At 39.6% G+C, this 26938-nt stretch carries 35 protein-coding genes; all 35 read right to left on the minus strand.

Annotation, left to right across the window (positions count from 1 at the left end; genetic code table 11):
• Positions 1 to 8: 8 nt before the first annotated feature.
• The gene (locus VCHSUH04_RS07105) at positions 9 to 596 is read right to left on the minus strand and encodes a DUF3793 family protein (protein WP_105085936.1); all 588 of its coding nucleotides are present in this window, start codon (positions 594 to 596) and stop codon (positions 9 to 11) included.
• Between the two features lie 101 nt (positions 597 to 697).
• The gene (locus tag VCHSUH04_RS07110) at positions 698 to 1333 is read right to left on the minus strand and encodes a hypothetical protein (RefSeq protein WP_105085937.1); all 636 of its coding nucleotides are present in this window, start codon (positions 1331 to 1333) and stop codon (positions 698 to 700) included.
• A gap of 124 nt (positions 1334 to 1457) precedes the next feature.
• Positions 1458 to 3146: a glutamine--tRNA ligase/YqeY domain fusion protein gene (locus VCHSUH04_RS07115; protein ID WP_105085938.1), complete on the minus strand. Its 1689-nt coding sequence runs from the start codon at positions 3144 to 3146 to the stop codon at positions 1458 to 1460.
• An 82-nt stretch (positions 3147 to 3228) separates the two neighbouring features.
• Positions 3229 to 4278, minus strand: a complete 1050-nt coding sequence (locus tag VCHSUH04_RS07120; RefSeq protein ID WP_105085939.1) for a D-glycerate dehydrogenase — start codon at positions 4276 to 4278, stop codon at positions 3229 to 3231.
• Between the two features lie 171 nt (positions 4279 to 4449).
• Positions 4450 to 4917, minus strand: a complete 468-nt coding sequence (mscL, locus tag VCHSUH04_RS07125; protein WP_105085940.1) for a large conductance mechanosensitive channel protein MscL — start codon at positions 4915 to 4917, stop codon at positions 4450 to 4452.
• A gap of 256 nt (positions 4918 to 5173) precedes the next feature.
• Positions 5174 to 6061, minus strand: coding sequence for a DMT family transporter (locus tag VCHSUH04_RS07130; protein ID WP_105085941.1), 888 nt, complete (start codon positions 6059 to 6061; stop codon positions 5174 to 5176).
• A 144-nt stretch (positions 6062 to 6205) separates the two neighbouring features.
• Entirely contained in the window at positions 6206 to 7705 is a 1500-nt protein-coding gene (gene thrC, locus VCHSUH04_RS07135; protein ID WP_105085942.1) for a threonine synthase, read from the minus strand.
• Positions 7706 to 7907: 202 nt separating this feature from the next.
• Complete coding sequence (locus VCHSUH04_RS07140; RefSeq protein ID WP_105085943.1) at positions 7908 to 8849, minus strand: Dyp-type peroxidase; 942 nt, start codon at positions 8847 to 8849, stop codon at positions 7908 to 7910.
• 264 nt (positions 8850 to 9113) lie between these two features.
• Positions 9114 to 9317: a helix-turn-helix domain-containing protein gene (locus VCHSUH04_RS07145; RefSeq protein ID WP_105085944.1), complete on the minus strand. Its 204-nt coding sequence runs from the start codon at positions 9315 to 9317 to the stop codon at positions 9114 to 9116.
• Between the two features lie 334 nt (positions 9318 to 9651).
• The gene (locus VCHSUH04_RS07150) at positions 9652 to 10125 is read right to left on the minus strand and encodes a hypothetical protein (protein ID WP_105085945.1); all 474 of its coding nucleotides are present in this window, start codon (positions 10123 to 10125) and stop codon (positions 9652 to 9654) included.
• A 3-nt stretch (positions 10126 to 10128) separates the two neighbouring features.
• On the minus strand, positions 10129 to 10647 hold the full coding sequence (locus VCHSUH04_RS07155) for an N-acetylmuramoyl-L-alanine amidase (protein WP_105085946.1): 519 nt from the start codon (positions 10645 to 10647) through the stop codon (positions 10129 to 10131).
• On the minus strand, positions 10644 to 10976 hold the full coding sequence (locus tag VCHSUH04_RS07160) for a hypothetical protein (protein WP_105085947.1): 333 nt from the start codon (positions 10974 to 10976) through the stop codon (positions 10644 to 10646). The genes VCHSUH04_RS07155 and VCHSUH04_RS07160 overlap by 4 nt, the downstream gene beginning before the upstream one ends.
• A complete protein-coding gene (locus tag VCHSUH04_RS07165; RefSeq protein ID WP_105085948.1) occupies positions 10951 to 11280 on the minus strand; it encodes a hypothetical protein in 330 nt (109 codons plus the stop codon). Before VCHSUH04_RS07165 ends, VCHSUH04_RS07160 begins: the two co-directional genes overlap by 26 nt.
• A gap of 4 nt (positions 11281 to 11284) precedes the next feature.
• Positions 11285 to 12460, minus strand: a complete 1176-nt coding sequence (locus VCHSUH04_RS10270) for a hypothetical protein (protein ID WP_199176436.1) — start codon at positions 12458 to 12460, stop codon at positions 11285 to 11287.
• Between the two features lies 1 nt (position 12461).
• On the minus strand, positions 12462 to 12797 hold the full coding sequence (locus VCHSUH04_RS07175; protein WP_105085949.1) for a hypothetical protein: 336 nt from the start codon (positions 12795 to 12797) through the stop codon (positions 12462 to 12464).
• Positions 12772 to 12939 (minus strand): hypothetical protein, encoded by a 168-nt coding sequence (locus tag VCHSUH04_RS10275; RefSeq protein ID WP_199176437.1) that lies wholly within the window; start codon positions 12937 to 12939, stop codon positions 12772 to 12774. The genes VCHSUH04_RS07175 and VCHSUH04_RS10275 overlap by 26 nt, the downstream gene beginning before the upstream one ends.
• Positions 12939 to 13331 carry a hypothetical protein gene (locus VCHSUH04_RS07180; RefSeq protein WP_105085950.1) on the minus strand — a complete coding sequence of 131 codons (393 nt, stop codon included), beginning with the start codon at positions 13329 to 13331 and terminating at the stop codon, positions 12939 to 12941. The genes VCHSUH04_RS10275 and VCHSUH04_RS07180 overlap by 1 nt, the downstream gene beginning before the upstream one ends.
• 16 nt (positions 13332 to 13347) lie before the next feature.
• Entirely contained in the window at positions 13348 to 14253 is a 906-nt protein-coding gene (locus tag VCHSUH04_RS07185) for a hypothetical protein (protein ID WP_105085951.1), read from the minus strand.
• Between the two features lie 9 nt (positions 14254 to 14262).
• Positions 14263 to 14895, minus strand: a complete 633-nt coding sequence (locus VCHSUH04_RS07190; protein ID WP_105085952.1) for a putative phage tail protein — start codon at positions 14893 to 14895, stop codon at positions 14263 to 14265.
• Complete coding sequence (locus VCHSUH04_RS07195; RefSeq protein ID WP_233188315.1) at positions 14892 to 15971, minus strand: baseplate J/gp47 family protein; 1080 nt, start codon at positions 15969 to 15971, stop codon at positions 14892 to 14894. Before VCHSUH04_RS07195 ends, VCHSUH04_RS07190 begins: the two co-directional genes overlap by 4 nt.
• Positions 15964 to 16395, minus strand: coding sequence for a DUF2634 domain-containing protein (locus tag VCHSUH04_RS07200; protein WP_105085953.1), 432 nt, complete (start codon positions 16393 to 16395; stop codon positions 15964 to 15966). The genes VCHSUH04_RS07195 and VCHSUH04_RS07200 overlap by 8 nt, the downstream gene beginning before the upstream one ends.
• Positions 16395 to 16808 (minus strand): DUF2577 domain-containing protein, encoded by a 414-nt coding sequence (locus tag VCHSUH04_RS07205; protein WP_105085954.1) that lies wholly within the window; start codon positions 16806 to 16808, stop codon positions 16395 to 16397. The genes VCHSUH04_RS07200 and VCHSUH04_RS07205 overlap by 1 nt, the downstream gene beginning before the upstream one ends.
• Positions 16808 to 18364, minus strand: a complete 1557-nt coding sequence (locus VCHSUH04_RS07210; RefSeq protein WP_105085955.1) for a hypothetical protein — start codon at positions 18362 to 18364, stop codon at positions 16808 to 16810. The genes VCHSUH04_RS07205 and VCHSUH04_RS07210 overlap by 1 nt, the downstream gene beginning before the upstream one ends.
• Complete coding sequence (locus tag VCHSUH04_RS07215; protein ID WP_105085956.1) at positions 18355 to 19038, minus strand: peptidoglycan-binding protein; 684 nt, start codon at positions 19036 to 19038, stop codon at positions 18355 to 18357. Before VCHSUH04_RS07215 ends, VCHSUH04_RS07210 begins: the two co-directional genes overlap by 10 nt.
• A complete protein-coding gene (locus tag VCHSUH04_RS07220; protein WP_105085957.1) occupies positions 19039 to 21054 on the minus strand; it encodes a tape measure protein in 2016 nt (671 codons plus the stop codon).
• 3 nt (positions 21055 to 21057) lie between these two features.
• Entirely contained in the window at positions 21058 to 21207 is a 150-nt protein-coding gene (locus VCHSUH04_RS10330; protein ID WP_005385918.1) for a hypothetical protein, read from the minus strand.
• A gap of 20 nt (positions 21208 to 21227) precedes the next feature.
• Complete coding sequence (locus VCHSUH04_RS07225) at positions 21228 to 21656, minus strand: hypothetical protein (protein ID WP_005385917.1); 429 nt, start codon at positions 21654 to 21656, stop codon at positions 21228 to 21230.
• Between the two features lie 32 nt (positions 21657 to 21688).
• Complete coding sequence (locus VCHSUH04_RS07230) at positions 21689 to 22183, minus strand: phage tail tube protein (RefSeq protein ID WP_005385916.1); 495 nt, start codon at positions 22181 to 22183, stop codon at positions 21689 to 21691.
• Between the two features lie 11 nt (positions 22184 to 22194).
• A complete protein-coding gene (locus VCHSUH04_RS07235; RefSeq protein WP_105085958.1) occupies positions 22195 to 23550 on the minus strand; it encodes a phage tail sheath subtilisin-like domain-containing protein in 1356 nt (451 codons plus the stop codon).
• Between the two features lie 6 nt (positions 23551 to 23556).
• The gene (locus VCHSUH04_RS07240) at positions 23557 to 23748 is read right to left on the minus strand and encodes a hypothetical protein (protein ID WP_105085959.1); all 192 of its coding nucleotides are present in this window, start codon (positions 23746 to 23748) and stop codon (positions 23557 to 23559) included.
• Positions 23738 to 24175, minus strand: coding sequence for a DUF6838 family protein (locus tag VCHSUH04_RS07245; protein WP_105085960.1), 438 nt, complete (start codon positions 24173 to 24175; stop codon positions 23738 to 23740). Before VCHSUH04_RS07245 ends, VCHSUH04_RS07240 begins: the two co-directional genes overlap by 11 nt.
• Entirely contained in the window at positions 24162 to 24680 is a 519-nt protein-coding gene (locus tag VCHSUH04_RS07250) for an HK97 gp10 family phage protein (protein WP_105085961.1), read from the minus strand. The genes VCHSUH04_RS07245 and VCHSUH04_RS07250 overlap by 14 nt, the downstream gene beginning before the upstream one ends.
• Before the next feature lie 348 nt (positions 24681 to 25028).
• Positions 25029 to 25397: a hypothetical protein gene (locus VCHSUH04_RS07260; protein WP_105085963.1), complete on the minus strand. Its 369-nt coding sequence runs from the start codon at positions 25395 to 25397 to the stop codon at positions 25029 to 25031.
• A 12-nt stretch (positions 25398 to 25409) separates the two neighbouring features.
• A complete protein-coding gene (locus VCHSUH04_RS07265) occupies positions 25410 to 26294 on the minus strand; it encodes a N4-gp56 family major capsid protein (protein ID WP_105085964.1) in 885 nt (294 codons plus the stop codon).
• A complete protein-coding gene (locus tag VCHSUH04_RS07270; RefSeq protein ID WP_105085965.1) occupies positions 26287 to 26901 on the minus strand; it encodes a phage scaffolding protein in 615 nt (204 codons plus the stop codon). Before VCHSUH04_RS07270 ends, VCHSUH04_RS07265 begins: the two co-directional genes overlap by 8 nt.
• Positions 26902 to 26938: the final 37 nt, after the last annotated feature.

Raw genomic sequence — 26938 nt, forward strand, 5'->3', positions numbered from 1 at the left:
TGTACCTCCTAGGCCGTTCTTGCGACCAATGAACTAAATGTTTTTCCCAACATCAATTGAGTTTGACAAAATTCACGACATGCTTTGTAACATAAGAAAGAGCGCTTAGCATCTACCACGTCATGGTAAACTTTCCATTCCCCACACATACGATATCCACTGCCACGACGGGAAATAAAGTATTTCACATCATTCAATGGATAGCCTAGAAATACGCCGATTTCATGTGGAAAATCAATGCTTGCCTCCATACGGTATCGTAGATGTTCTAGCATCTCCATAATGCTCATACGATCATGATAACCGTAGGCTTTCAAAAATGTCATTACCGCAGGTTGCCGTACATAGTCTCTTAATTGCTTCTCACGGAATACCAATAACAGTCTACGCGCTTTACAGCGACATAATTCAAAGAAGAACAAACCTTTTTCATTGAACGCTTTATTATATTCTGTCAATACAAATTGGATTTGTTCATTCATGTCCCGTGGAATAGAAACCAAATTCGAAAGCTTAATCCCTCGAATTGCCGGTGCACAATGATATCCAATGATATGGTCAATTGAATTCATCATAATAGTACCTGCCTGTTGCATATCGTTAGAACCACCCCTAATGAGAATAATTCCTATATGCACATAGTACTCTTGATGAGAAAAATTGTCAAGAATAATTGATATATATTTTCAATAATTATTTATTTTTTAGCTGTTAGCAAAGACTTAACTTTAGGGAATATCGCAGCATCATTAGCTTCATCTATAGCGATAAAGCGTGCATTAGGGCCAGTGTACTTATTGTCAGACAAACTAATATGTAATACTTCATTATAAGAATTATTATTAGCTATACTTTTATATTTTAATGTTCCTTCATATACATTACCTTGTTTAGATAATGGCGTCACTACTGTGAAAGTACCAAGAATTGGGCTATCACCCTTATTAATAGCAGATGCAAGTGCACCTAGTGCAGATGGATCTGAGTTAACATGCTTTGTTTCACTAATCTGACCAGATAATTGTTTACCTAATACTACATCACCATATACAGCATAATTCATTTCATTTTCGTTTTTAATGTTTAGCGTATATACATTGGCAGATGTAGCACCGGCTTCGATAAATACAGATTTTATATCCTTTTTAGCATCTCCTGCGAAAAGCGCTTTAGGATTATTTGGATACATAGTAACGCCTTCAGGTAATTTAACACCTTGATATGTTACTGTTTGGCTTCTATTCAAAATGGACTTAATATTTGCTGCAGAGCCCATCGCCGGAACAGATACTAATACAGCTGCTACAGTAGCAAGTAATACTAATTTTTTCATATATCTCCTCGAATAAAACGTTAATGTCACAAACTCTCAACATTATGTCTAGTAACAACACAGTAGTAAAGAACCGCCCTTAACGGAGCGGTTCTTTATCATTATCTTAACAATGTAGGATACATTATTTCTTTTGTGCCTTAGCCCAACTATCACGTAAACCAACGATACGGTTCATTACGATATGATCTGGTGTGCTATCTTTATCAGTTACAAAATAACCTTGACGCAAGAATTGGAAATGGTCTCCTGGTACAGTTGTACCGAGACATGCTTCCCCTTTACTGTGGAATACTTGTAAGGACTCATGATTAAAGTCACCTAAGAAGTCTTTACCGTCAGAATCTTCTTTTAGTAAGTAGTCATATAAGCGAGATTCAATATCTACTGCAGTAGATGCTTCAACCCAATGCAATGTACCTTTTACCTTACGTGTACAACCGCTACCGCTCTTAGTTTCTGGATCATATGTACAGTGAATTTCTGTAATATTGCCATTTTCGTCTTTAATAACATCAGTACATGTAATGAAGTATGCACCTTTTAAGCGTACCTCTTTACCTGGTGCCAAGCGGAAGAATTTCTTAACTGGCTCTTCCATAAAGTCATTGCGTTCGATGTAAATTTCACGACCAAATACAACTTCACGGTTACCCAACTCTTCATTTTCTGGGTTATTTTCAACGGTACAAAGTTCAGTTTGACCTTCTGGATAGTTTGTAATAACAACTTTCACAGGATCAATAACAACCATAGGACGTGTAGCTTTGAGTTTCAAATCTTCACGGATACAGAACTCTAGCAAAGCAATGTCAACAACACTGTCAGCCTTAGCTACGCCAATACGGTCACAGAAATCACGAATAGCCTCTGGAGTATAACCACGACGACGTAAGCCAGAAATAGTAGGCATACGAGGATCATCCCAGCCAGCTACAAGGCCTGCCTCAACAAGAGCACGCAATTTACGTTTAGACATAACCATTTTAGTTACGTTCAAGCGCGCAAACTCAATTTGTTGTGGAATTTCAGTGTCATCCCAGTCTTCAAGTACCCAATCATACAACGGACGGTGAACTTCAAATTCCAAAGTACAGATGGAATGTGTAATACGTTCGATAGCATCTTCAATAGGATGAGCAAAATCATACATAGGATAGATTTTCCACTCATTACCTGTATTATGATGTTCTGCATTTACAATACGATAGATAACAGGGTCACGCATAACGATATTAGGATGTGCCATGTCGATTTTCGCACGCAATACCTTTTCACCATCAGCGTATTTACCATCCTTCATTTCTTCAAAGAGTTTCAAGTTTTCTTCTACGCTACGGTCACGGTATGGACTATTGGTACCAGGTGTAGAGAAATCGCCACGTGTTTGTTTAATTTCATCTGCTGTTTGATCATCTACATAAGCCTTGCCAAGAGTGATTAATTTCTTAGCATATTCGTACATTTGACCGAAATAATCAGATGCATAGCGAGGCTCTCCAGCCCAATCAAAGCCGAGCCATTTTACATCTTCCATAATGGAGTTTACGTATTCAACGTCTTCTTTTGCTGGGTTTGTATCATCAAAACGAAGGTTTGTTAAGCCATTATATTGCTTGCCAATACCAAAGTTAAGGCAGATAGATTTAGCATGCCCAATGTGTAAGTAACCATTTGGTTCTGGCGGGAAACGAGTTAATACGCGTCCGCCGTATTTACCAGTTTCATTATCTTTGTTAATGATAGCTTCGATAAAGTTAACGGATACAACTTCTTCAGGAGCTACAGTTTTTTCAATATCTTTATGTTCCAACGTTCTAACCTCCATAGGATAAATATTCTTTTATTTTACCATATTTTGCATAATATCGCATATCTTTTGAGGTCTTGTGATATTAGTCGAAATCAGCTAAATCAACTCCTGCCTTTTTAAGCTCTTCTAAAGCAGATTCAACATCCATTTCTGTTTTTTTATAGTTAACCTCTTCATTAACACAAGTTTTTAATGGTTTCTTATGAACACCAGCAATAATATTATCGGCTGTCAAAATAGACATATCATAACGCGTGCGGTCAGTATAGGAACCAATATGTGGTACGATAAGACAGTTTTCAACACTTAATAGTGGGTGATCTGCTGGTAATGGTTCTGGATCAGTTACATCGAGTGCCGCATAATCAATTTCACCTGTTTGTAAGGCATTAATGAGAGCATCTGTATCAACGATAGGTCCACGGCCTACATTTACAAATAAAGCGGTATTTTTCATCTTCTTGAAGAATGCTTCATCACACATGTGATAGGTTTCATCTGTTAATGGAGCCATTACACAAACTACATCACTAGTAGCCAAAAGATCATCTAACTCCATATAAGTTGTTTTATAAATTTTATCATCTATACGCTGGTTGCGATTATGGTATACAACGGTCATCCCAAAGGCACGAGCGCGACGTGAAATAGATACACCGATAGCACCCATTCCGATAATACCAAGAGTGCGGCGACTTAAATCAAAGCCTTTAATATTAGAAGGTCTTTGAGCCCAACGCCCTTCTTTTACAAAATTAGCATTTTCTAAAATACGGCGACTAGCTGTGGCGATTAATGTAAAAGCAAGTTCTGCTACAGTTTCGTTGAGAACACCCGGCGTATTGCCATAAGGAATACCTGCTGCCGTTAATTCATCAATTTTTACATTATCATAACCCACAGCTGCTTGAGCAATAACCTTTAAATTAGGTGCATTTTTTACAAGATCACCGTCTACATCTAAAGGGCGAACACACCACAAACCATCCGCATCAACGAGCCATTCCTTTAATGTCTCACGAGGCATTACAGTCTTTTCAGTCCATTGGCGCACATCTACGTGCTCTTTTAAATAAGCAATTGCATCTTTACGGACTAAACCGTTTACAACAACTAGAGGTTTTTTTTCCATATGTATAAGTCCTCCAAAAACGTCTTATAATACACGCCCAAGAATTTCGCGTTAAAGTTAATATCATATATTTCTATTATATACTTATATTTTATACTAGAAAGCTGGCGTAATACAACAAAAAGGAGTAAGGCCTAGGCCTTACTCCTTTTATGTAGCTTTAAATTTGAATTATTTCAAATCTGCTGTACAGTTAGGACATTTAACTGCATCAATGTGAATTTCTGTTTTACAGAATTGACATTCTTTAGTTGTAGGTGCTTCAGCAGCTTCTTCTTCTTTCGCACTTTTCATCATTTTAGCTAATGCGCGAACCATCAAGAATACAACGAACGCCAAGATTAAGAATTGAATCAAATCAGTAATGAATGTACCGTATGGCAATACAGAACCAACTGCACGAGCTGTATTAATATCAGCACCAGCCATGAATGCATCTTTAGATGCAGCATTTAATGGCAAGTACAAGTTACTGAAATCAATACCTCCTGTGAACAAGCTGATAATAGGCATGAACAAGTTGCTTACAACGGAGTTAACCAACGCTGTGAAAGCAGCCCCAATAATCATACCAATAGCTAGGTCCATCATGTTACCTTTGAATGCAAAAGCTTTAAAATCGTTCAAAAATTCTTTCATTTCTCACTACTCCTAGATACACTTAATTGAGAATGCGTTAATAACTGTACTAATCATAAAGTAAAGATGAAGAGATGTCAATATTTTTCGATGTAGTTTTTCGAATTTATTTAATATAGTTTTTCATAGGTCAATCTAAAATTGTAATAAATCAGTATTTATGCGTACTTTTCGCACCATGTTAAAAGGTGCCAATCACGAATGTGATTAGCACCTCTACTGTCATACAACATCTATTATTGTATAGATTCGACAATTATTTAATTTTATCCTCTATAACCTTTCCTTCTTGTAAAGGTCCACTTTGTTCTTTGAGGCGAGCCAACATAACAGAAGATACGAACATCGCCACACCAGCGCCTATCGTTTCAATAGATAAGCTTTCACCAAAGAACAAGAAGCCATAGAAGGAACTGATGAATACACCAACATATTGTAAGAATTGTGCCACTACAGCGTTAGTTGTAACAAAGGCACCAGTCAAGAAGAACTGAGCCACTACACTAATACCACCAATCGCCAAGATGATAAGCCAATCTGTTCCCTGCGGCATAACGAGCTTATCAGTTGTAACGAGCCCTGCAATCATCCCTGTAATCATGAAATAAGCCATAATTTCGAAATTGCTATGTTTCCCTCGTTTAGATATAAGGCGAATGGTCGTATACGCAGCTGCAGATAGAGCAGCCCCTAAAATAGCCACCAAGGCAAACCAAGTAAAGCCAGTAAAACTAAATGGATTTACCATAACCATAACGGCTACAAAGATCAAGAGTAGCCATTTTCCTGCCCCTTTAGGCACTCGTTCTTTAAGAAATAAGGCACTAAAAATCAGTACGAATATACCTGATGTTTGAAATAAAATCGTCGCATCGGATAACTTTAAATGCACTAGGGCAATAAAGTTACATACCATGCCAAAGCCGCCATATAAGCCACGCATAACAAGATGTCCTCTATCCTCTTTCGAGAATCGGATACCTCGGGTATACATAACGATGAGAACAGCAATGGTTCCAAATAAACCACGGAAAAAGGCAATTTCCCCAGATGGAATATTAGAGCCGAGCATCTTTACAAATAAATTCATCGTACTCAACAAGAGTGCCGACAATAGTGCATACATAAGGCCTTTTCTAGCCATACTACCTCCCTATACACTTTTACCATAGTATAACTAAATAGTTACTACCCCTGTATTATCTATATGAGCAATCTAATATACAGGAGATACGGAATATATAAAATCAAAATATATGCCGCCCTTCTAGCGAAAGGCGGCACCGTATTATTTAGAGAATGTATCTACAAAATCAAGAATTTCTTGTTTCATATTCTCTTTATCGATTGCTTTTGTGAAACGCAATGGTTTAGATTTCAATGCTTCCAATTGTTTAGGGAATGCTACACCCGTTACAGCAGAAATATTATCTAAGCTTTCATATGGTGTATCACCAACTTTAATATCTAAAGCTTCACAAATAGCTGTAGGGAATTTAAATGGATGTGCAGTAGATGCAATAATTGTATGACGCGCACCATCTTCTGGGTGTTTCTCTAATTCCTTCATGTATGCACCCATAGCTACCGCAGTATGAGGGTCCATTACATAACCATAGGAATTGTACACTTGCTCAATGATGACTTTTGTTTCTTCATCATCAACATAAGCACCTGCAAAATTAGCTTTAACACGACTGAACTCTTCTTCATTTACAGTCAATTTACCTGTTGCTTTAAGATCTTTCATCCAACCAGCGGTACGTTCACTATCTTCACCAGAGATATAGTACAAGAAACGTTCAAAGTTGGAGGATTCAAGAATATCCATAGATGGAGAAATCGTTGTATAGAATGGACGATTCATATCGTATGTGCCAGTTTCAAAGAACTCAGTGAGCACATTGTTTTGGTTGGATGCACAAATCAATTTACCAATAGGAATACCCATTTTTTTAGCATAGTAAGCAGCCAAGATATTACCAAAGTTACCTGTTGGCACTACTACATTGAAAGCTTCGTCTTCGTGAATAGCACCTTGTGCTACAAGCTCAGCATAGGCATTTACATAGTACACCACTTGAGGTGCTAAGCGGCCGATGTTAATGGAGTTCGCACTGGAGAACATCACACCTTTTTCCGCAACCTCTTCTGCTGTAGCCTTATCAACGAATAAGCGTTTCAAGAATTGTTGAGCATCATCAAAGTTACCATGAATAGCCGTTACGTTAACGTTATTTCCTTCTTGCTTTTGCATTTGCTCAGCTTGCATAGGACTTACACCATCTGTTGGGTAGAAAACTTGGATATGTGTACCAGGTACATCTTTAAAGCCTTCCAGTGCGGCTTTACCAGTATCACCAGATGTAGCCGTTAAGATAAGAACCTCTTTTTTCTCACCTTCTGCTTCTTTTGCCGCCACCAATAGATATGGGAATAAGGACAATGCCATATCTTTGAAAGCTTGTGTACGGCCGTGGAATAATTCCAATACAGAAACCTTTTCTAATAAGGAATGTAATGGTGCAATATCACGAGTACTGAAATTAGCATCAGAGTATGCAGAATTGATCATTTCATTTAAATGAGCTTCGGAGAAGCATGGGAACAACTTAGCTAATACAACAGCTGCTACCTCTTGATAGTTTTTATCTTTCACATCATTGTAAGTTAAGCAGTTCGTAGGGAATAAAGATGGTACATATAGACCACCATCCTCTGCTAAGCCGTGCAACAATGCATATGTTTCATTTACCGCAACGGTACCGCGGGTGCTAGTATAATTCATGGAATACCTCATTCATAACTACAATGGATTTTACGAGTTTAATAGATTTATTATAGCATAAAAGCGCCCCCAAAAGGAGCGCTTCTATAGAATTTATATGATATTTTCACTCAACTTATATGATATTTTACTCAAATTATATGCTGCTAACAAAACTGAGCATCACAAACCATATAAATCATGCATAAACTAGCTATGCGGATTATAACTCACCTTCTGCAATAGCATCCAATGTATCAAGGGATGGAATGAAGAAGAGCATGCCTGTAATAGGTTTGGAATAATCAAGCAATTTATCATTTTGCGTAAACATATTAGTAAGCATAGTTTTAGTTACATCCCAGTAACGAGCATAGCCAATAAAGTATGTACCACGTACACCTTGGCCTGGTTGTGCAAACGGCACATTCATGCGCACGATTTTATGTTCTTTATCATCCCGATTATCTTGAGCCACTACATTATGAGCTGCTGGATCTTTTTCATCATCTTCTAACTCAATATCGCTGAATTTACGACGGCCAATGAACTTTTCTTGCATTTCTGTAGGAAGAGCACGCCACGCATCAAGATCGTGTTCATATTTTTGAGCAAATGCATAAGAACCATTAGTGAATTCAGGATCTTCATCACCAATAGCGCCCCACTCTACAGCTTCTTGACCAACAGGGTTTTCAGTACCATCTACGAAATCAATGATGGCGCGACCTTGTTCATAATGGAAGCCATGAGTTTCATCTACTACAGATGTAATAGGACGTAAGAACTCCATAATTTGATCCACTACAGTATATGTAACGGACTCATCATTGGAACGTACATGTAAGAATAAATCAGCTGCTACAGCTGGTACGTCTTGTTTATCACCTTTAATACCTTGGAAGTCTTCTAACTCTTTTGGTATAGGTGCATTAGGGAATAAATAATCCCATGCTTTACGGCTGAAACCAAAAGCAATGCCCAAACCTGCACCATTTGCACGAATACTTACAGAACGTTTAATGGCTTGAATACGGTCCGCCATATCTTGAATTACTTCTAGCTCTGCATCACGATCTTTACGATTTAATAATAATGTTGTAAAGTTTACACTTTGTCCAGCATCTTTATACACATCTTGTGTTCTAGAAACATCTACTGCCATTCGTTACCTCCTAATGAGAAAAATTATTATATAGCAATCATAAGCTATTAAGCCCGTATTGTCTATAAGATATAAAACATTCCATATCTAATAAACTCATCTCAGCTATTACAAACCTTTCAGAAAAGGAGAAAACTAAAAGCTTAAAATATCAATTGGTCATATATTCTTTTGGTATTTGTTCTATAGGCTTATTATTTACCTATATTTCTACATATTTTTTAATAAAATGATGTCAAAATGATGTCATATATAATATATTCATTATATAGAACGATCCTTTTCTTCCCCGTATAGCCTTTCCATCCCTTGACGGGTTACAAGCCACATTTTACCCGACTTTCTAGCTTCATCATCGGAAAACTGTTTGTTTGCATATCGCTTTAAGCAGCATTGCTTAATAGAATCAGCTGGTACATTCCATCTTTCACCAGCCTCTTGTGTTGTCATTACATCATCTAATTTCATGTCAGTACTCCTAATATTACTAATAAATTATAAACGGATAATATAAATGCAATAACAAGAAAAACCCGCACTACTGTGCGGGTTTATTTGGTGGACCACCAGGGGTTCGAACCCTGGACACCCTGATTAAGAGTTTACTTATATACTGCTGACAAACCCTACAAATACAGTATTTTACTGTATTTTATACTTTCTTATTTGTCTATATTTCTACATATTTTTTAATAAAATGATGTCAAAATGATGTCAAACACAAAAAGCCCCAGGTAGTATTTACCTGGGGCTTGCCTTACGTCCACCCTCGCAAGGCTAGGGAGATAATTGGATCACCTCTTTACCGATGAATCACTACTCCGATTACTGCTCCCGCTCCCACCATCTGAGATAGGTTGCGCTGCATCCGTAGTCGTTTGATTGTTCTCTTGTCGTTGTCGATTTGCCCTTTCAATTCGGTCAATGAGTTCTGCATTTCTGACAAGGTAACCTCTTGCTTCATGGATAGCATTTTGGCTTTCATCAATTCTGTTTCCAATGTCGATATTGTATTGTGTGCTTCGTTCAATTCTTCCCTTTGCTTCATGACCAAGCTTTGAGCTTCGGTCAATGGAAGACTGGATGTCTCGATTAAGCTCAAGGCTTTCTCGTTGTTGGCTTTCAATTCGTTCCACTGTGTTAAGGGAATCGTGATTGTTGCTTCCACTTGGCTCGTGGAAGATGTACCAGCAGCAAAAGACGGAGAGGAGCACAATACCACAGATAGCAGCATGGCGGTAACTAAGGTTATTAAGTAAAACTTTGATTTTGTCATACATTATACCCCTCCTGCGTAGTCAGTAATCCCCCTAGCAATAGCGCGAACGATAGTATCAAGGTCGTTAGATAACATAGTATGATCTTCTTCGTTATCGATGAACGCCATTTCAACTAATACTGCTGTTGCATCTGTACCATTAAGCACCCAAAGGTCATCACGTTTCTTAACGCCTCGGTCTACTGTATTAATGCTGCGGATAATTTGGCTTTGAATGTCATTCGCTAGGCGTTGTCCGTTAAAGGACTTATACAGTGTTTCAGTTCCTCGAGCTTCCGTGTTAAACGCATTACAATGAAGCGATACGAAGATATCTGCGCCCCAAGAATCAGATTCAGAACATACTAGGCCTAAATCATCATCTTGTAACGTACGAACTTCACATCCTGCTGTTTCCAAATAGCGAGCTAACATCTTACCCGCATCACGGGCCACATCACATTCACGTGTCCCATATACAGGATTGACTGCGCCACTATCTAAGTTAATATCGTGGCCCGGATTAATAAATACTTTCATCGTTTATCCTCCTCTTCTAATCTATCAGGAATGCCATTGTTGTTTTGGTCTATCCAAAGCCCTAAGAACCCTACAATAGCCGTTAAAACACTAGGTATGAATATGTGGTCAATAATATTGATGCCGACATTAATCAGCTTATTCGCATCGTCCGATACATATCCGCTAATAAACGACATAATATATTGAGTGACCACCAATAAAATAGGCACTAGCATTGTTAGTACTAGCGCCCTTGTTGCCCACATCCCTGTTGGATGAATATTTGCTATCTTTATAGAATTGTATGATTTTTTAATTGAATTAATGAGCTTTGGCGGTATGTTCATGAAGTTCTTCCTTTATATCATCAACACGCACTTCTAATGCTTCAACCTTTGCAGATAGTAATACTTGCTTGCTTTCTGCTTTAATTCTCTCTGCACGTGATAATTTAATTTCGTCCTTTAAATCTTTAAGAGTGTCAGTAAGAACACCCCATTTTTCTTGAAAGATAAGATTATCTTGCATCCGTTGTGAGTCTAATTGCTGTAGTAATGGAATAATCAATAATCTATATCCTGCACCTGCAACCACCCCTACAATTGTAAGAGTGGTTAATATATCATTCAGTTCGAATTGCCATGTCCACATCCCTTTACGCTTTCCTCCAATATCCGATAATATCAATAATATAACGTGTGTTCGCTGGTACACCCCAACCCTTAATTATACGGCTGTTTCGTTCAACATAAATACTATTGTTGTTTACATCAACGCTTCTTTCTATTAGTCTTACTGCAACTGGTGCATTCGGCGGAAGTGATGCGACCATATTGCCATTACCAGAAGGGGTTTTCAATTTAAAATCAAAATGCAAGTATCCCCAGCCTGTTAATGGGTCAAATGCTAAGTAACCTCTATCAGCACCTGGATTGCTGGCTATAGCGTTTCCCCAAACCACTTCATATATTTCAATAGGTTGTGAAGTTGCTTGTCCACCACCGCTTCCATGGTCTCCTTTAGGGCCTTTTAACGCTTGAAGTTGTTCCTCCGTAAAATCAGAATATCTAAAGGGTTCGCCTTTATCACCCTTTGGCCCTTTAAGTGCGTTAAGTTGTTCCTGTGTAAAGTCGCTATATCTAAATGGCTCACCTTTAGGGCCTTGTGGCCCTCTTAATTTTTCAAGCTGTTCTGGAGTAAGTTGTACATTAGATGCTGAAGTATACTGATTAATTTCAGATTTTTTAACATAGTTATCTAATTCAGTCTTTTTGCTATATTTAGTTTCAGCATCGGTTTTTAGTAAATAACTAGTTAACTCTGTTTTGTATGCATACTTGGGGTCGCCTAACATTGTTAGATAGCTTCTTAAATCTACTTTCTTTAAATAAAGATTATCAGCATCTGTCTTTGTTGTATATCCACTAAGGTCTACATTAGCACCAGTACCAGGAGGACCTGGTTCACCTTTATCTCCTTTAGGGCCTTTAAGTAATGCTAATTGCTCAGCAGTAAAATCGGAATATTTGAACGGTTCACCTTTAGTTCCGTCTCTTCCTGGTGGCCCAGGAGGACCTTGCAAGCCTTGTTCACCTTTTGCTCCGTTAACTCCGTCCTTACCAGGAGGTCCTGGTGGCCCTTGAATACCTCGCTCGCCATTTACACCATCAACACCATTTTTACCAGGTTCACCTGGAGGACCTGGAGGTCCTGGAGGTCCTTGTAGTCCAGGGTCTCCTTTTGGTCCTTGCAATTTAATAATTTGGGTATTATCTTTGACAATGATTTTATCATCATCATTAGACTTTATATGAATATTTTCATCACTCATATTATTTCCCCCTATTGCTGATGCCTTCAGCTATTGTTATTTCACCTTTTATCAGACATTTAATAGGCTTTTCGCCACTCCACAGGAATAAATCCCAATAGTACTTGCCATAGTTCAATGTGTTGGTATCCAATGATAAGATGATTTTACTTAACTCATCACCTTCTAATCCATCTTGTGATACTGCCACATCAAACTTTGCCTTGTACTCATCATCCGTTGGATATTTTCTGACACATGCAAATAGGCTTTCACTATCTACTGCATTTGTATATCCCACATTTAGAGTGATTGTTTCTCCTTTAATGACATTAAAGTTGTGTTGGACTGGTAACATCCGCATCATCCTCTTCCAAATCCATTAGATCATTATGAATACAACCCTCTGTAGGGCAAGTGCCATCTTCGTTTAATGTTGCGTAGCAAAATTCACAGAATTTCATAACAGGAACATCACTTTTAATTTCGAACGCTTCCATTATTTCACCGCCTTAATTTTTAATAACATTTCTTGATTTAATTTCTTAAACTGTTCTTGCAAGTCGGCAATATCGCCGTTAATCAATCGCCGTCTTAACACCATTTGTTCTAGCGTTTCAAATCGTTTATCATAGTAATTTTTAATTTCTGCAATTTGTTCAGCCTTAGTTGGTGCTTTTGGTTGTGGTACAACAAACTCACCATTTACATATAACTTGCCAGCCATAAATTCATCTAGCATACTATCGCCGTCTGCAGAGTAAATATAATCCGCTGCATCTGGCCATTCTTTTTTAGCATGATCTAGTAATTCATCTTTACTAATCATATTATCCACAAAGGATGTAATTCTTTCGCCCATTTCGTTTAATACAAATACATATTGGTTCATGTGTTTTCTCCTTCTATTATGCCATTCCTAATGCAAACCAGTAATATGATGCTGCATATCTATCGCTTGCTGTAAATACTGCTTTTGCATTGTTGCTTTCATTGACAGAATTTGCAAAATATCTAGGTGTATCGGAACCGCTCCAATATGCATCAATAGCATTAGCCATGAATAAAGTTGTAAATCTAATTGGGAAGGTTACCTCTGTCTTAGTTACGTTGTCTTGTCCGCCTACTCCCCATTGAATAGTAAACCCATTCGCAAATTTAACATACCCACCATTCCCAGTTAGTTTAGAAGCAACTATAGCACCTTGCCCTAGTAAGTTTTTAATTGTAACAAGCGTACTTGCTGGGGAGTCTTTCCAGTTAGCACTGCCGAGGATTGCTTTGATTTGGTCTGTGATAGGAGCGTGCGCACTTGTGTCACGGCTATGGGCCTCTAATGCACCTCTAGTTAGATATGCCGCATCAATCTTCTTAACGGTTACATTTGTTGAGTTGCCAATTACAACATCTAAGGAGAATACTTTAGAATTAATCGGTGTCTCCTTAGACGGAATATAGGATGCGTAGTTACCGCCATTACTATATGCAATTAATCTAGCAGCGGAATCAGATTCACCTTCTAAATTGGCATATACGCCTAATTCCCTAGCGAAGAATCCATTGGTTACTGTACTATTGCCTACTGCAAATTCAATTCTAAATTGACCATCTCCAACGAATTCACCATTAGAGGTAAACGGACACTCCAATTTTGGAGCTATTACAGAGGTCATAGTATCGATATTTTGATTATCGAGCTGTCCATCCCCAGTTACTAATTTAATGTACTGCAACTTCTTACCAGTTGCTTGCGATCTTGCGATTAACTCACGGCCATAATTGGTTAATCGTGTATTTGGATAAATAGAAGCCATGTGTTCTCCTTATACTTTAATTGTTTCTAATACGTCGAAGCTCATGCCTATATTAATGTCAGAGCCTACTTTGAAGTCAAACTTATCTAATGCCGCCCCGACATGGAAGGATTCATATACATCGGAGATAGCGCCGATGTATATTTCGCCATTAAGGTTTGTAGTACTTTTAGTTTTGATGATTAGGTTCTTAGGAATTAAAGGCTCAACATAATCAATGATATTGTTGAGTTGTGTTTCAAACCCATCTACTACATCTAGCCAGTACTCATACCTATCAGATACAACAGAGTGCTCTACTACGTGATTACCGAATTTAAAATTAAGCATTTCTTGTACTTTAGGCATAGTAAAAGGACGCTGTCCGATTAATACCGATAGTATTTCGCTTCTGCGTCCTTCTGTATCCGTTAAATCCGGAGGATTGATGCCTAATATTTGTTCCCATGCTTCAAGTCCGTAATCTGATGCGGTATAGATGTATTCTTCCTTAAAGATATCTAGCATGATATCCCATAGTAGTTGTAATTCAGCCGATTCCACTCGATACACTTCTTGGATATCCCGAGAATCTCGAGTTAACGGAACGGCGAATTGTGAGATATCAATATCTCGCTTAAAAATACCGAAATCTGTAATCATACTGCCACCAAAGTAATCGTCCCTAATACTGGGATTTGATTATCCTTCAATTCAAGTTTTGATACAGCTGCACCGTTTACAGTAATTCTGCCTACATCAAGAACGTTAGGAAGTTCAACCATCAGAGCTGTTACAAGGCTAGACCGAAGAATAACATGATCCTTCTCGTCTTGATTACACCATTCTTTAGCGCGAATAAGTAATCGTTGCTTGATAGCGTTTTCTGCAAGTGTTTGAATTTCGTTAACGTTATGCCCGCTCATCATAGTTACTTCAATTCGGTAGTTGACTGTCACAGGTTCTGCCTTTTCGATTGTTACAGTATGACCGATAGGAGCGAGCCCATAGCCTTTGCCTTTCGGTGCGGGGTCTATAACATTTTCTACTTCCTTAATCAGTTCATCTGCCGCCGGCTTGTAGTCACTATTTAAGACGACTAACTTAACTGTACCGCCTCCATTCCAACAGCGGTATACTTTAACACCACCTACACCAGGGATAGCTAATACCTTTTCCTTGTAATCAGCACCGTTGCCACCATAAGCTTTTGATTTCAAAGCATCAAAGTATCGTTTTCTAAATACTTCTGTATCTTCTTCATCTTCACCCGGCGTGATATTTTTCAATATCTTAGCAGAGGTAAGGCCATTAATACCTTGAATTGGCGTAATATCACCTGTAGTCGCATTAGGAGTGCGTCCGTACTGTTCGCATTTGAGCTTGTACTTATGTTCCGTGTCGTCGATTAACTCTATTACAACAAAGTTGTATTCATTGTAATTAAACCTGGAGCCAATCGGTACTTCCATATTGAACTGGGCTTCAAATTCGCCTTGCGTGGCTGGTTCCGGGTAAATATTAAACTCTGCTGCACGAAGTATCAAGAATTCACGGTCTGCCGTAGTTGCAAACGCTTGTTTCAAAATAACATCTGCCAGGATATAGAGTTCTGCAAACTCAACACTTGCCGGAGCTGTAGCATCGTATATAACACTACCTTCACGCCTATCGAATTCATCTTTAACTCTATCGAGCATTCGTTTTTCAATTCGATTGGCCGTCATATGCTCATACAATACCTTTCACCCCTTTCTTGATTTTTTGTAGCGTACCATAGATGGTATCTACGTCAAACTCAACCATGACGTCACCACCTTCGTGGCTAAAATCAAAGTTGTATACTTTAGTGATTCTATCGTCAGCCAGTAATGCCTCTTCTATGCGACGCTGTAACTCAGCGTACACATACGGAATTGGCTGTCCGAATAAGTCTTGTAGCTCGATGCCGTAATTCCAACTGTAAATAATATATTGGTACCGCTCCGTATTGATAATTTTATAAATCGCTTGCTCCATAGCTCGCAACTTATCCGCATATCCTCTAATTTGGCTATCCGTTCTAAAATCAACGTCATACGTATGCGACGGTTCAATATAATTTACTGTATCAGGAATAAGGGCATCGTTATTTTGTTTTGGTAATAGTAAATTATCTGCCATTACTTAGTCGTGCACCCCCTGTTCGGGTTATACCAACGGTCTAACGCTATGTAACGCTGTCCGCCGGTCTCTTTTAACATAATGACTTTGTCGCCCATTACTAATTGGTTATGAACGAGATACTTCTTACGCCCTTTATAGTCATGGTTATGGCTTGCATATTCAGCCATGCCGCCTCCACCTGCTCGGTTTTCTGTAACATGATCAACACTCATCTCCATAGTCCATTCACAGGTGTTTTTAGTAAGAATAATATTTTCTTCAGGTACGGTTAACTTAGGGTCAATCTTAATAGCAAGCGGTGATACACTAACAACTTCGCCGACGATCACTTCCATAGGTTCGCCATTCGATATAACGGTGCTCGCTATTTCTTTAATCGTATTAACGATTTTCATGTACTCGCTATCCATTATTTAGCCCCCATTCGAATAATCTTAGTTGGCGCTTCATCATTGTGCCATGCATAATTTGCGTTACCATATTTCATAGCATAGCCGCGTTTAGATGAATTGCCGAAGCATCCGCCTGCACCATCTGCAATAACAACGTGTTCATCATCACCATAAATCAACAAATCGCCTTTATTAGCGTATCCGTTGAATTGTTCCGTTGTATAACCTTTAGCCTCGAGATTTTGGCGAAGCGTATCAACTCTTGCCGTACCTTTGTTGTACTCATCTTTCAAATCAGAATTGTACCAAGACCCAGTAGCGCATACTGTGTCAGCACAGCCCTGACTACCATATTGAGATACTCGGCCGTCATTGGCGCTGAATGCGGTATCGACTTGGCCTGCTGTACCGCCTGCCCCAGTAGTGACTGCAGAGCCTTTGGTTTTCTTAGCAGCTTCAATCTTCTTAACCGCTTCCGCATCTTCGTCTTTTGCAACTTCATAGGCTGCGTCATTATCAACGTATCGTAAATCTAAATCCATTCCGTGAAATCCTGTTTTAAACGTATGAGTAACAGATGTTACCATCATGTAATTATTAACAATCATATCGCCAAAGTTTCGATTGATGTACACCAAGGATCCACCGCGTACACGCACATCACCAATGACATTTTTGAGTTTAATTTCACGGCTTTTCTTGTTTTTGTGAGCCATGATTGCCTTGGCTTGCGCTACTGCGTTGATGTCCTTCTCTTTAGGAATGAGCAGATACTGTAATCTGCCCCATTTCTCGATGTTCTTATCGTCCTTAGCTATGAAAGTGTTCTCCAACTTACTTGATGCGCCGTTTGGAACTGTGCGGACGATTTTAACATAGTTGTATGTTTCCTTGTCTATGGAAGTTGTGTATTGCACATCTTCCATGCACTCATCATCAATGTAAATATCTGTCTTCATAGTCTCAAACGATGCTAGCCGTAACTCGCCCGCATCATCGTACAAATGGTAGAACGCATGATTAGGCGTGTATATAGCCGTTTTATCGAGCAGTTGGCATATCATTTCTTGCAGTGACTTATCTTTGAATATGGTTTGCGGTTTCTCCGGAGTTTTCCATACGGTGTCATCCATATAACCACATTTCAATCCAAAGTCATCGGCCACCATTTTGATGAACTCAGTCGCCGTCATAGCTCCGATAACATAGCAGTCTTTATTCTTGAGATAACGTATCTGATCATAGCAAGTAACTGATATCGAATTCTTGCCGTCACGCTGTTTCTCAAAGACGTACCCAAAGAATACCGCCCCTCCGTTTAACGTGAACTTGGCGGTATCGCCTTCTTCAAAATTGAGGTTAGGGTCTTTAGGCACTTTGAAAGTCATCTTACTTGGAACGCAATCAACTGCTCTCGTAATTTGTACGCTATCTTCAGGTTCTATGAGCCACAAATCACCAGTGCTTTTATTTCTGATGGTTAGCTCATAGTGAAGTTGATTAGGCATGGGTAACGGAATGATAGTGCCATTGATTTGAGATTTCTCGACTGTTTTCTTTTCATCTATAGCCATTCGTTATTACCCTCACGTTTAAGCTGGACTACTTGGCCAACTCCCAAGATAGCCGGTACAGCGATTTTGTTAAGTGCTGCAATTTGAAATAGGTTATCCGTATTGCCTAATTGCTTCTTAACAATTTGCTGTAAAGTCTGCCCTTTGGATACTTTAGCAGTAGATGCCGCCACCTTGCCGTTCGTTGGTCTGTCCGACTTAACGCTACCTTTAGCAGTACCGTCCTTATCGGTTTTTACCTCAATCCGTTTAGCGCCCCAATCTTTCCATTGTTTCAACGTTACGTTAGCATACGAGTCAAAGCCATTGTCTGCATCTTCTTCAATGACGTAGTTTTCGAGCGTACATTTCATGTTAGTCATGGCTAACATCTGTCCGCCTGGTTTCATTCGAACTACGATAAATTGGAAGATCGTCTTTGTAGTTTTAAGCTTTTCGAGTTCATCGATGTAGTACTTAGCCTTCTTAGACTTAAAGAGCAAGGACTCATTAAATGGATAATCAGAGTTAGGCAACAAGAATTTAAAAGCAATGTCAGTAAGCCCTGCAGGCTTAATAACATTAACTTCACCCTTTCCTAATAACTCCATTGTTTCGTTCTTGCCATTGATAGTAGTGGTTAATTCTTTAGGGGGAATCGGTATCTGCATCGCCCCCATATAGAAGTAATACATTTAGATTCCCTCCCTTTGAATTGCGAATGCATCTTTCAAGCCTTTCGAGATTTGACTTGTAAAGCCATCTAGGTCAGTGCCGTTATTGATTTCCACATCGTTATTCATTTGGATGTGAATTACATTGGCATCTTGCCATTTCTTCAAGGACTTATCGATAGCACTTTCACGGAGTGCCTTGATTTCCTCATTTGTCATGTCGATAGACTTGGCAATCTTGCCTGTGTTTTTGGCAGTCTTACCTGTGTTTTTCTTAGTCTTATCGGCCGCATCATGATCAGCACCTGGAGTAATTTTGCTAGCGTCAAACTCTTGAGGAGTTTTAACACCAGGCATGCTAGGCATCAAATCACCAAGGCTAAGGTTAGCCCCAATGTTATAGCCTTCGCCGAAAGCTCCTGTAACGCTAGAATAATCCATCTTGCCCATGACAGTAGTTTCACCGCCGGCAATCTCAAATCGTTCTATTACGCCAGTAGACCCGCCTACCTTATCGATATTTACGCCTGGGATTTTATTAATCGCATCGATAATATCGTTAATTCTAGCTTTCACGAATTGCCAAATACCATTCCATATATCGATAAACAAGTTAGCGACTGCATGTAATGGGTCTTTAAATACGTTGGCCAAGAAATTAACAAATGCTGCGATAATGTTCCATCCCAATGCGAACACATTGAAAATAGCGGAACCGAACGCCCAAAAAGCACCAACTACGATTCCTAGTACGCTAATATTCGCATCACAGAAATAGTTAATAGCTTCTACAGCTAAGTAGATTATGACTATAACTGCAACAATCAAGCCGATTACCCATGTTAATGGACACGCATATAATGCAGCGTTCAATCCTTCTTGAGCTACAATCATTGCTAACAAGGCAGCAGTTTCCGCCCAATCCGCTACGGCCTTAATCGCCATAGCACCTGCAGCGAGAATCGTTCTTCCGGCTGCTATACCGGCTTGAATTGCATAGAACGCCATAACGCCACCCAGTATTATCATTGCTGTATACATGATAGACGAGTGCTGTCTAACAAAGTTAGATAACGCGTTAAACGCCCATACTGCGGTATTAATCGTTTCGCCTATAACGCCTACGAGCCAATAGAATACAGGTGCTACTGTTTGGATAGCTCCAGTTACGTTGTCTACTAACTCACGGACGCCCTCGCTATTAGCAAGGTCAGATATTCGTTGGAACACAGGCTCAAACGCTCGAATAGCTTTATTCTTAATCGACTGCATATGATCGCCCCAAGTTTTAGGAAGTGACTCAAACTGCTTTTCAATCTCAGGCAAGTTATTCATAATAGCGTTTTTAATGACTTCAGCAGTAATCTTACCTTCCGAAGCTAGCTTTTTAAGTTCGCCACGAGATACGCCCATTGATTTAGCAATGATGTTTTCAATCATAGGCGCATTTTCAGCAATAGACCTGAATTCGTCACCTTGTAATTGCCCACTTGCTAAACCTTGCGTTAACTGAAGCATGGCGTTCTTTTGTGCTTCTTTCGATGCACCGCCAATGGCGAATACTTTTTGAATACCTTCCATGAACTCTACAGCTTTTCTTGGGTCCGGGAACGCATCATGCGCGGATTGAGATACCTGGATTACAGCGTCAGCCATTTCTAAGTACCCGCCTCTTGCACGCTGCGCGGATTCAAATATCTGCTTGTTCAGATAAATAGCATTTTCCTGGCTTCCGGCTACCAATTTAAGGCGAGCTTGCACCTGTGCCCATTCAGTAGCAGTATCTTGAATTGATTCGATAGCACCTTTTATAGCGCCAATACCGTTCATTACCGTACTAGCCAACAGATTACCTGCAAAGCTGTTCATGATACCACCCATGCTAGCTTTCAGCGTTTCACTAGCACTCGATACACCGTTCATCTTATTATGTAGCGTGTTCATGGATTGATAGGCTTTAGTTGTTGCGTTTGCGGCTGCGTTCATAGCATTAGGAATATTAGTAGAGAGGCTTATATAGTTAGAAAGTGTAGCCATTCATTACCCCCTTTTTGCCTTATTCATTTCATCTTGCTCGTCTTTGGCATGTTGCTGAATAAAGGCAATTACTACAGCCTTTTCATTCATGTCCATATCCGCAAAAACAGAAGGTCGCATATGGTATTTAACAAATGCCAAATATGCGAACATCGTTTCTGTTTCATTGGATTCTAGGAGTTTTTTACTTCTTTTACCTTATCTTCCATGCCTACGTCATAGCCTTGGGCTTCTGTTACTGCTGCCAAAAGGTCAGCGTATTCACCTGGTGTGAGCATTGCTTTTACGAGCTCAACCGGTTCAGTTACGCCCCAGCTATCTTGAAGTTCCGCATCATAAAGATTAGGGTAAGTGATTGCCTTAGATAGCACATCTTCGTTGTATGCAGTCGCATCAAAGCGTTCTTCAGATTGACGAGTGATGCGGTCAGTAATACGTTTAGTGTATTTCTTACGCATTTTTTCAGTTTCATCTGTTGCCAATGTTTTGATTTTCCATGCAACAGGCTCGCCATTCACTTTGATACGTTTAGATGCTACGTATTCTGTTTCATTGACTACATCAACGTTTTGTTTAAGGAATGCGCTCAAATTTTCAGCCATTATAAAAACCTCCTAAAAAAAGGGAGCAAGCACTAGGCTTGCATCCCGTCTAATTCATTAAAGTGTTGAACGTATTTAACACCTTCGTAGGTGAAGTTGTGTTCTTGTTCGATGTATTTGCCTTCAGCGTCGAACTCAGCTGCTGTTAATTCATCAAGGTTCACGCCTTTTAGAATTACAGAACGGCGACCAGCTTTAGAAGTTGGATCGTTGTTAACTACTTGCATATCAAAGTATGTATCCACACCCGTTTTCAAGTATTTTTCAACCATCTTATCGAATAAAGCTGTGTTGTGGTAAATGGTTAAGCTACCGCTGTATTCTACGGAGGTAGACTTATTGCCCGCACCGATACGGCCCAAAATTGCCACTTTTTCTTTATTCTTTTTGATTTTTGCGCTGAGTTTCTTCGCTTGAAACAGTAAGTATCTGTTCCCGTTCTCTACGATATAGCAAGACGCTAATTTAGAAGAAACAACGTCAGCTGCATCCATCGTTTTCAATGCATCTAAAATTTCATTTTCCATACGTTATCCTCCTAGGCCACTACAACAGTCATGTACAATTTTTCCATAGCCACAGTTGGCTGTAATTGTACGTTAACCAATACATCTTCCTTGTTATCGCCTTGTGTAGGTACTGGGATATCCTTATCATCGAAGTTTTGGATAGCACGTACTTTTTGGTACTGTTCAGCAAGGTATACAAGGTCGCCCCATAAGGACTCACGACCAGCTTGGTCATTAGGGGATTTATCAAGATGTGTTTTATTAAACAATCTAGCGCCGTCAACTGCCCAGTTATCCAATACACGAATGACTTGGTTAAGGGAGAAGTCGCGGTTTTTAGTTTTGCTGAATTCTGTAAATGTGTTGATGTCTTTCAATACGCGAACGTCGCCTTGGATATTACCACCAACGGAGTCAGTAACATTGTGGAACATAAACATACCATCTTTGATAGCTTGTTCAAGTTCGAACTGTTTGTACTTAACGTTGACTGTGTATTCACCATCATAAACCATGTTGCCTACTGTAGCATTGATATTGCAAGATGCTTCTCGACCTAATGTCCAGTACACCAAAGAGCCTTTTTCAGCGCCTTCGTCGGTTACGTCATTAAGGATGGAGATAACACCTTCATAGTTGACCTTAGTCTTACCATGAATCACTAATTGGATTTTAGCACCACTTTGTTCACGACAGCGTTTAGTAAATGCAATAAGCAAGTTCTTAATTGTGTCGTCCGCACCTGCGTAACCTAATGTATTGAAGTAGTAAGGTTCAAGCATATCGATGCCGTCTTGGTAGTTTTTAACGGTAATTGTGGAACCATTAGTACCACCGGATAGTGCAGTATAAGCTGTAGTAGTTAATGCGCCAGTTTTAGTGAATACGATATAATCGTTATCTTGTAATTCTGTTGCATCTTTCAAGTTCTTTTGAGTGTCTACTACTTTACGAACATCGCCAGTAGTAAGGTAAGTAGTTACGATAAATTTACCTGTATTGTCCGGATCAGCTTGAACAGATACACCCAAATCGTTACCACGAATGCCCTTATATTTAGCTTTGCCGATTGTGCCTGTAGCTTGCGCACCATCAGAATTTAAGCGGTAGAAGTAGCCAGTTTTCAAGCCACGGAACAAGTCACGTAAGCCCTTCATTTTGTCATGGCCGTAGTCATAACCAAAGTATTTTTGGCAATCCTTTTGGAATGTGTCGTTATCTACACGGAACACTTCACCACTTGGGCCCCAATCAAAGGAGAGCAGCATCGCACCAAAGCCGCGGTCAGATACTTCTGCATATGCTCGGTCTTTGGATACGAAGTTAATATAAGTACCTGGCAATACTTTATTGTGGAATAAGAATGTGCCACCACCTAATGCCATATTTCACTAACCTTTCACAGGCGTTGTTAATGCCTGATTTAAAATTCTATCAATGTCGCTTTCCGTATACATTTCATCTTCGTTAAGAAGGCAAGTGAGTAAATCACGATACCGTCTATATTTGTCAGATGCAATGATAGCGTAAGCATCAAATTGTTGTTCAGTCGTTACTTCGACTGTTTCTTTTTCATCTGCCATCTTTTACCCTTTCTGTTAATTCCATGTGCTTCATCCGCTCGACAGGTTTGGCCACTCTCCGGAGTATGTTTTCATACGTCACGAAGAAGTGCAGCACACCGTCTGAAATCTTGTATTTCATGCCGGTGCCCATAATTGTACGTTCCCTAACTTGTACAAATTCGAGTAATAGATACAGCACGCTAGGAATATCAATGAGTTTTCGCGTATCAGTAACCACATCAAGATTATTGGCGTAATACATGATGTCTAAATCCAAAGAAGTGTTATAAAGATCACCGACATGTCTGCCCATACTAGGCTCAATCACCTTGATATATGCACAAGGGAATGTCATATTGTTTTCTTTGAATTCTAGGTATATAGGCACCTTAAGTGCCGTATGTACGGCTTTAGATACAGCTGTTAATACATCAGAATCCACCATGCTTTTCAATCCATTTCTTCAATGTAATTTCCATAATACGTTTAGCGTTTTTACTGAGTGCCTTTTCGGCTTTTTCGTGCATGTACGCACCGTCTACCCAAGGCTTTTTCAGTCTACCGCCTTGCATAACTCCGCCTTTAGATTGACCTATCCACTGAAGAAATCTCCCAACTTCTTGCCGATGGCCATCATTAAGGAACGAGGCGTAAGAGGATGTGTTAAATACCTCAATCCGTCCGGTTTTTTCGTTCAGTTGATATCTACCAACACTCCACGATTGGCGGGTATGCTCACTATCAAAGTACTTTGTTTGTACTTTGCCGTTTTGCATGAATTTAACCGATCGTTTACCGACTGGTGTATTCAATTTAGCTTCACGCACATACACATTGGCCAATTCCTTCACAACTTGTTTGTTGAAATTCTGAAGACTACCTGACTGACTCAGTTTAACCAAGCTGCGATTAAATTCAGCAAATTCGTCCATATCAAATTCAACGCCCATGTCAATGCACCTCTAAATTTTCGAGTTGCACCTCTTGATGGGTGTCATATCGTGCCGAAATCGATGCACTGCGAAAAAGTTGCTTCGTATTTCGCCCTATAAGCTCGATTCGAGCCCCTTTGGGTATGATTACATCCGGAGCGGTGAAAAGTACCGTGGTGGTACTAAATTTCGCAATCTCAGCGTTTTGACCTGTAGAGAGAGTTTTATAGCTAATTCTACAAGCAAAAGGACCCTCTCTACTGGCAGTTTTACTCATAATTCCAGTATCGGGGTCCATTGCATCCACTTCGGAGATAACATAACACGTACAATCGTACAATCGTTCTAACTGCTTTCTAGCAGCATCTACCATCTTAGCCGTCGGAAGCATGCTAGGTCACCCCTTCCATATCCACTCAAAGCGGTGGCCAATTCTTGGAGACGAGATGCCTTGTCGGGTCCTTTAAACTGAACTTCAGTGTCGCCCATTTTAATGGAGCTCGCCATTTCTCCGTCAGTTTCAATCAATTTATTTTTGTTTGTGGTGATATAGCTGCCAATTACACGATATACGAGAACGTGCTGTAATTCGCTAGGCAATTCTTTCTGATTGATATCATTGAGGATATGTTGTGTTTCCGCACCAATCATATACTCAATGATATTTACATCAGAAATTGCATCATACCCGAGCCACGATTCAAGAATTTGTAAAACTGTCTCTTTCGTGGTCATACTATTCACCTACTATTTTTTGAATGTAGCTTTTACAACTTTGGATTGGTTAGTCAATGCAACAGTATAGTGTTCGTTAGCAACGATTTTGTCTAAACCTTTTTCAGGAACACGATCAGCTTCAATCATAACGTCGCGTTTAATGTAAATTGTTACAGCAGGTAATACAGGTGTACCATCTTCCACTTCTGCAGTTACACCAACGATGAAGTTATCAACAGTTGCGCCTGTGTCATTGATGCGGCGAGATGTTACAACACGACAGCCTGCAATCATACCGATTTCACCTGTCATCATAACGTCGTTACCGTATTTTGTTTTATCAATGAAGTTAGCGTCTTTACGAAGAGCAGTAATTTGAGAAGGTGCTACGAACAAATATTTTTCAACGTAGTCTTCTTCGTTCAATTTATCTACTGCGTTGACTACACCTTCATAAGAAATAACTTTAGTATCAGTTACAGTAAGAGTAGCACCGCCAAGAGCTGTTACTACGTCTTGGTCGATTTTAGATGCCAAGGACAGACGTAATTGATGAGTAGCTTCACCTACTGGGTCGCCATAACCGGACAATTTAGCTTCGTCTGTGATATCAACGCGTTTCATTGCTTTTTTAATCTTAGCTTTAGTGACGGATGTGGACATTTGAGTTGCAAGTACTTCTACGCCTTCTGCAATGTCTTCCGCATCACCAATGTAGCCCCATGCTGGGATAGTGATTTCGTTACCAGGTACGCCAGCCAATGTGTTATCGATTTTAGCGATTGGAGTAAATTTAATAGCTTTAGGTAAGCCTGCGGATACCATGTCCGCCATTACTTGAGGGTTAACTACATTAGCAACTTGCGTAGGACCTGCTGCGAATGTTTGTAAATTAAAAGAGAATTGTTTATTCATTAGCGTTTCCTCCTGTTAATGAATGGTAAAGTTCAACATCGTTTGCGAATAACTCCGCCCGTTGAGAGTACGTCATTTTAGCGAAGTCTTCTTTAGTTATTGCGCCACTTGGTGTTTTACCGCCAGGGTTACCGGGGGCTACACCTTTAGGGGCGGACGCTTCCCCAAATAAATAAGGATTAGCTTTGGCAACTTCAGCAAGTTGTTCATCTAACCCTTTGATTTTGCCGTCCTTCACTTTTGCATCGGTTAAATCCAATAGCGCACGGACTGCAACGTTGTTTTTAGCTTTTGCGTTGGACAATGCTACGTTCACAATATTGTCGATTTCAAGTTGTGCGATTTTGCCCTCGTATTCAGCTTTACGAGTTTCGGCATCAGCTTTCATCGTTTCAATTTGTTTCGCAAGCTCCGCATTATCTGCATTAGATTTTTTGAGGTTATCAATCTCACTGTTAAGAGTCGTGAGTTCCCCTTTTACGGATTTGAGTTCCTCGTTCTTAGCATTGAATTGATCCTTAGACACATAATTCTTACCATAGTCTTCAACGACCTTAGCAGTCTGTTCTTCAGTTAATCCTAGTGCTAACAATTCTTCCTTAGTCATAGTGACCTCCTTAAAAAATACCCATTTCGCTTTATTT

It is taken from the genome of Veillonella sp. T14073-2, assembly GCF_002959875.1.
Lineage (GTDB): Bacteria > Bacillota > Negativicutes > Veillonellales > Veillonellaceae > Veillonella > Veillonella infantium.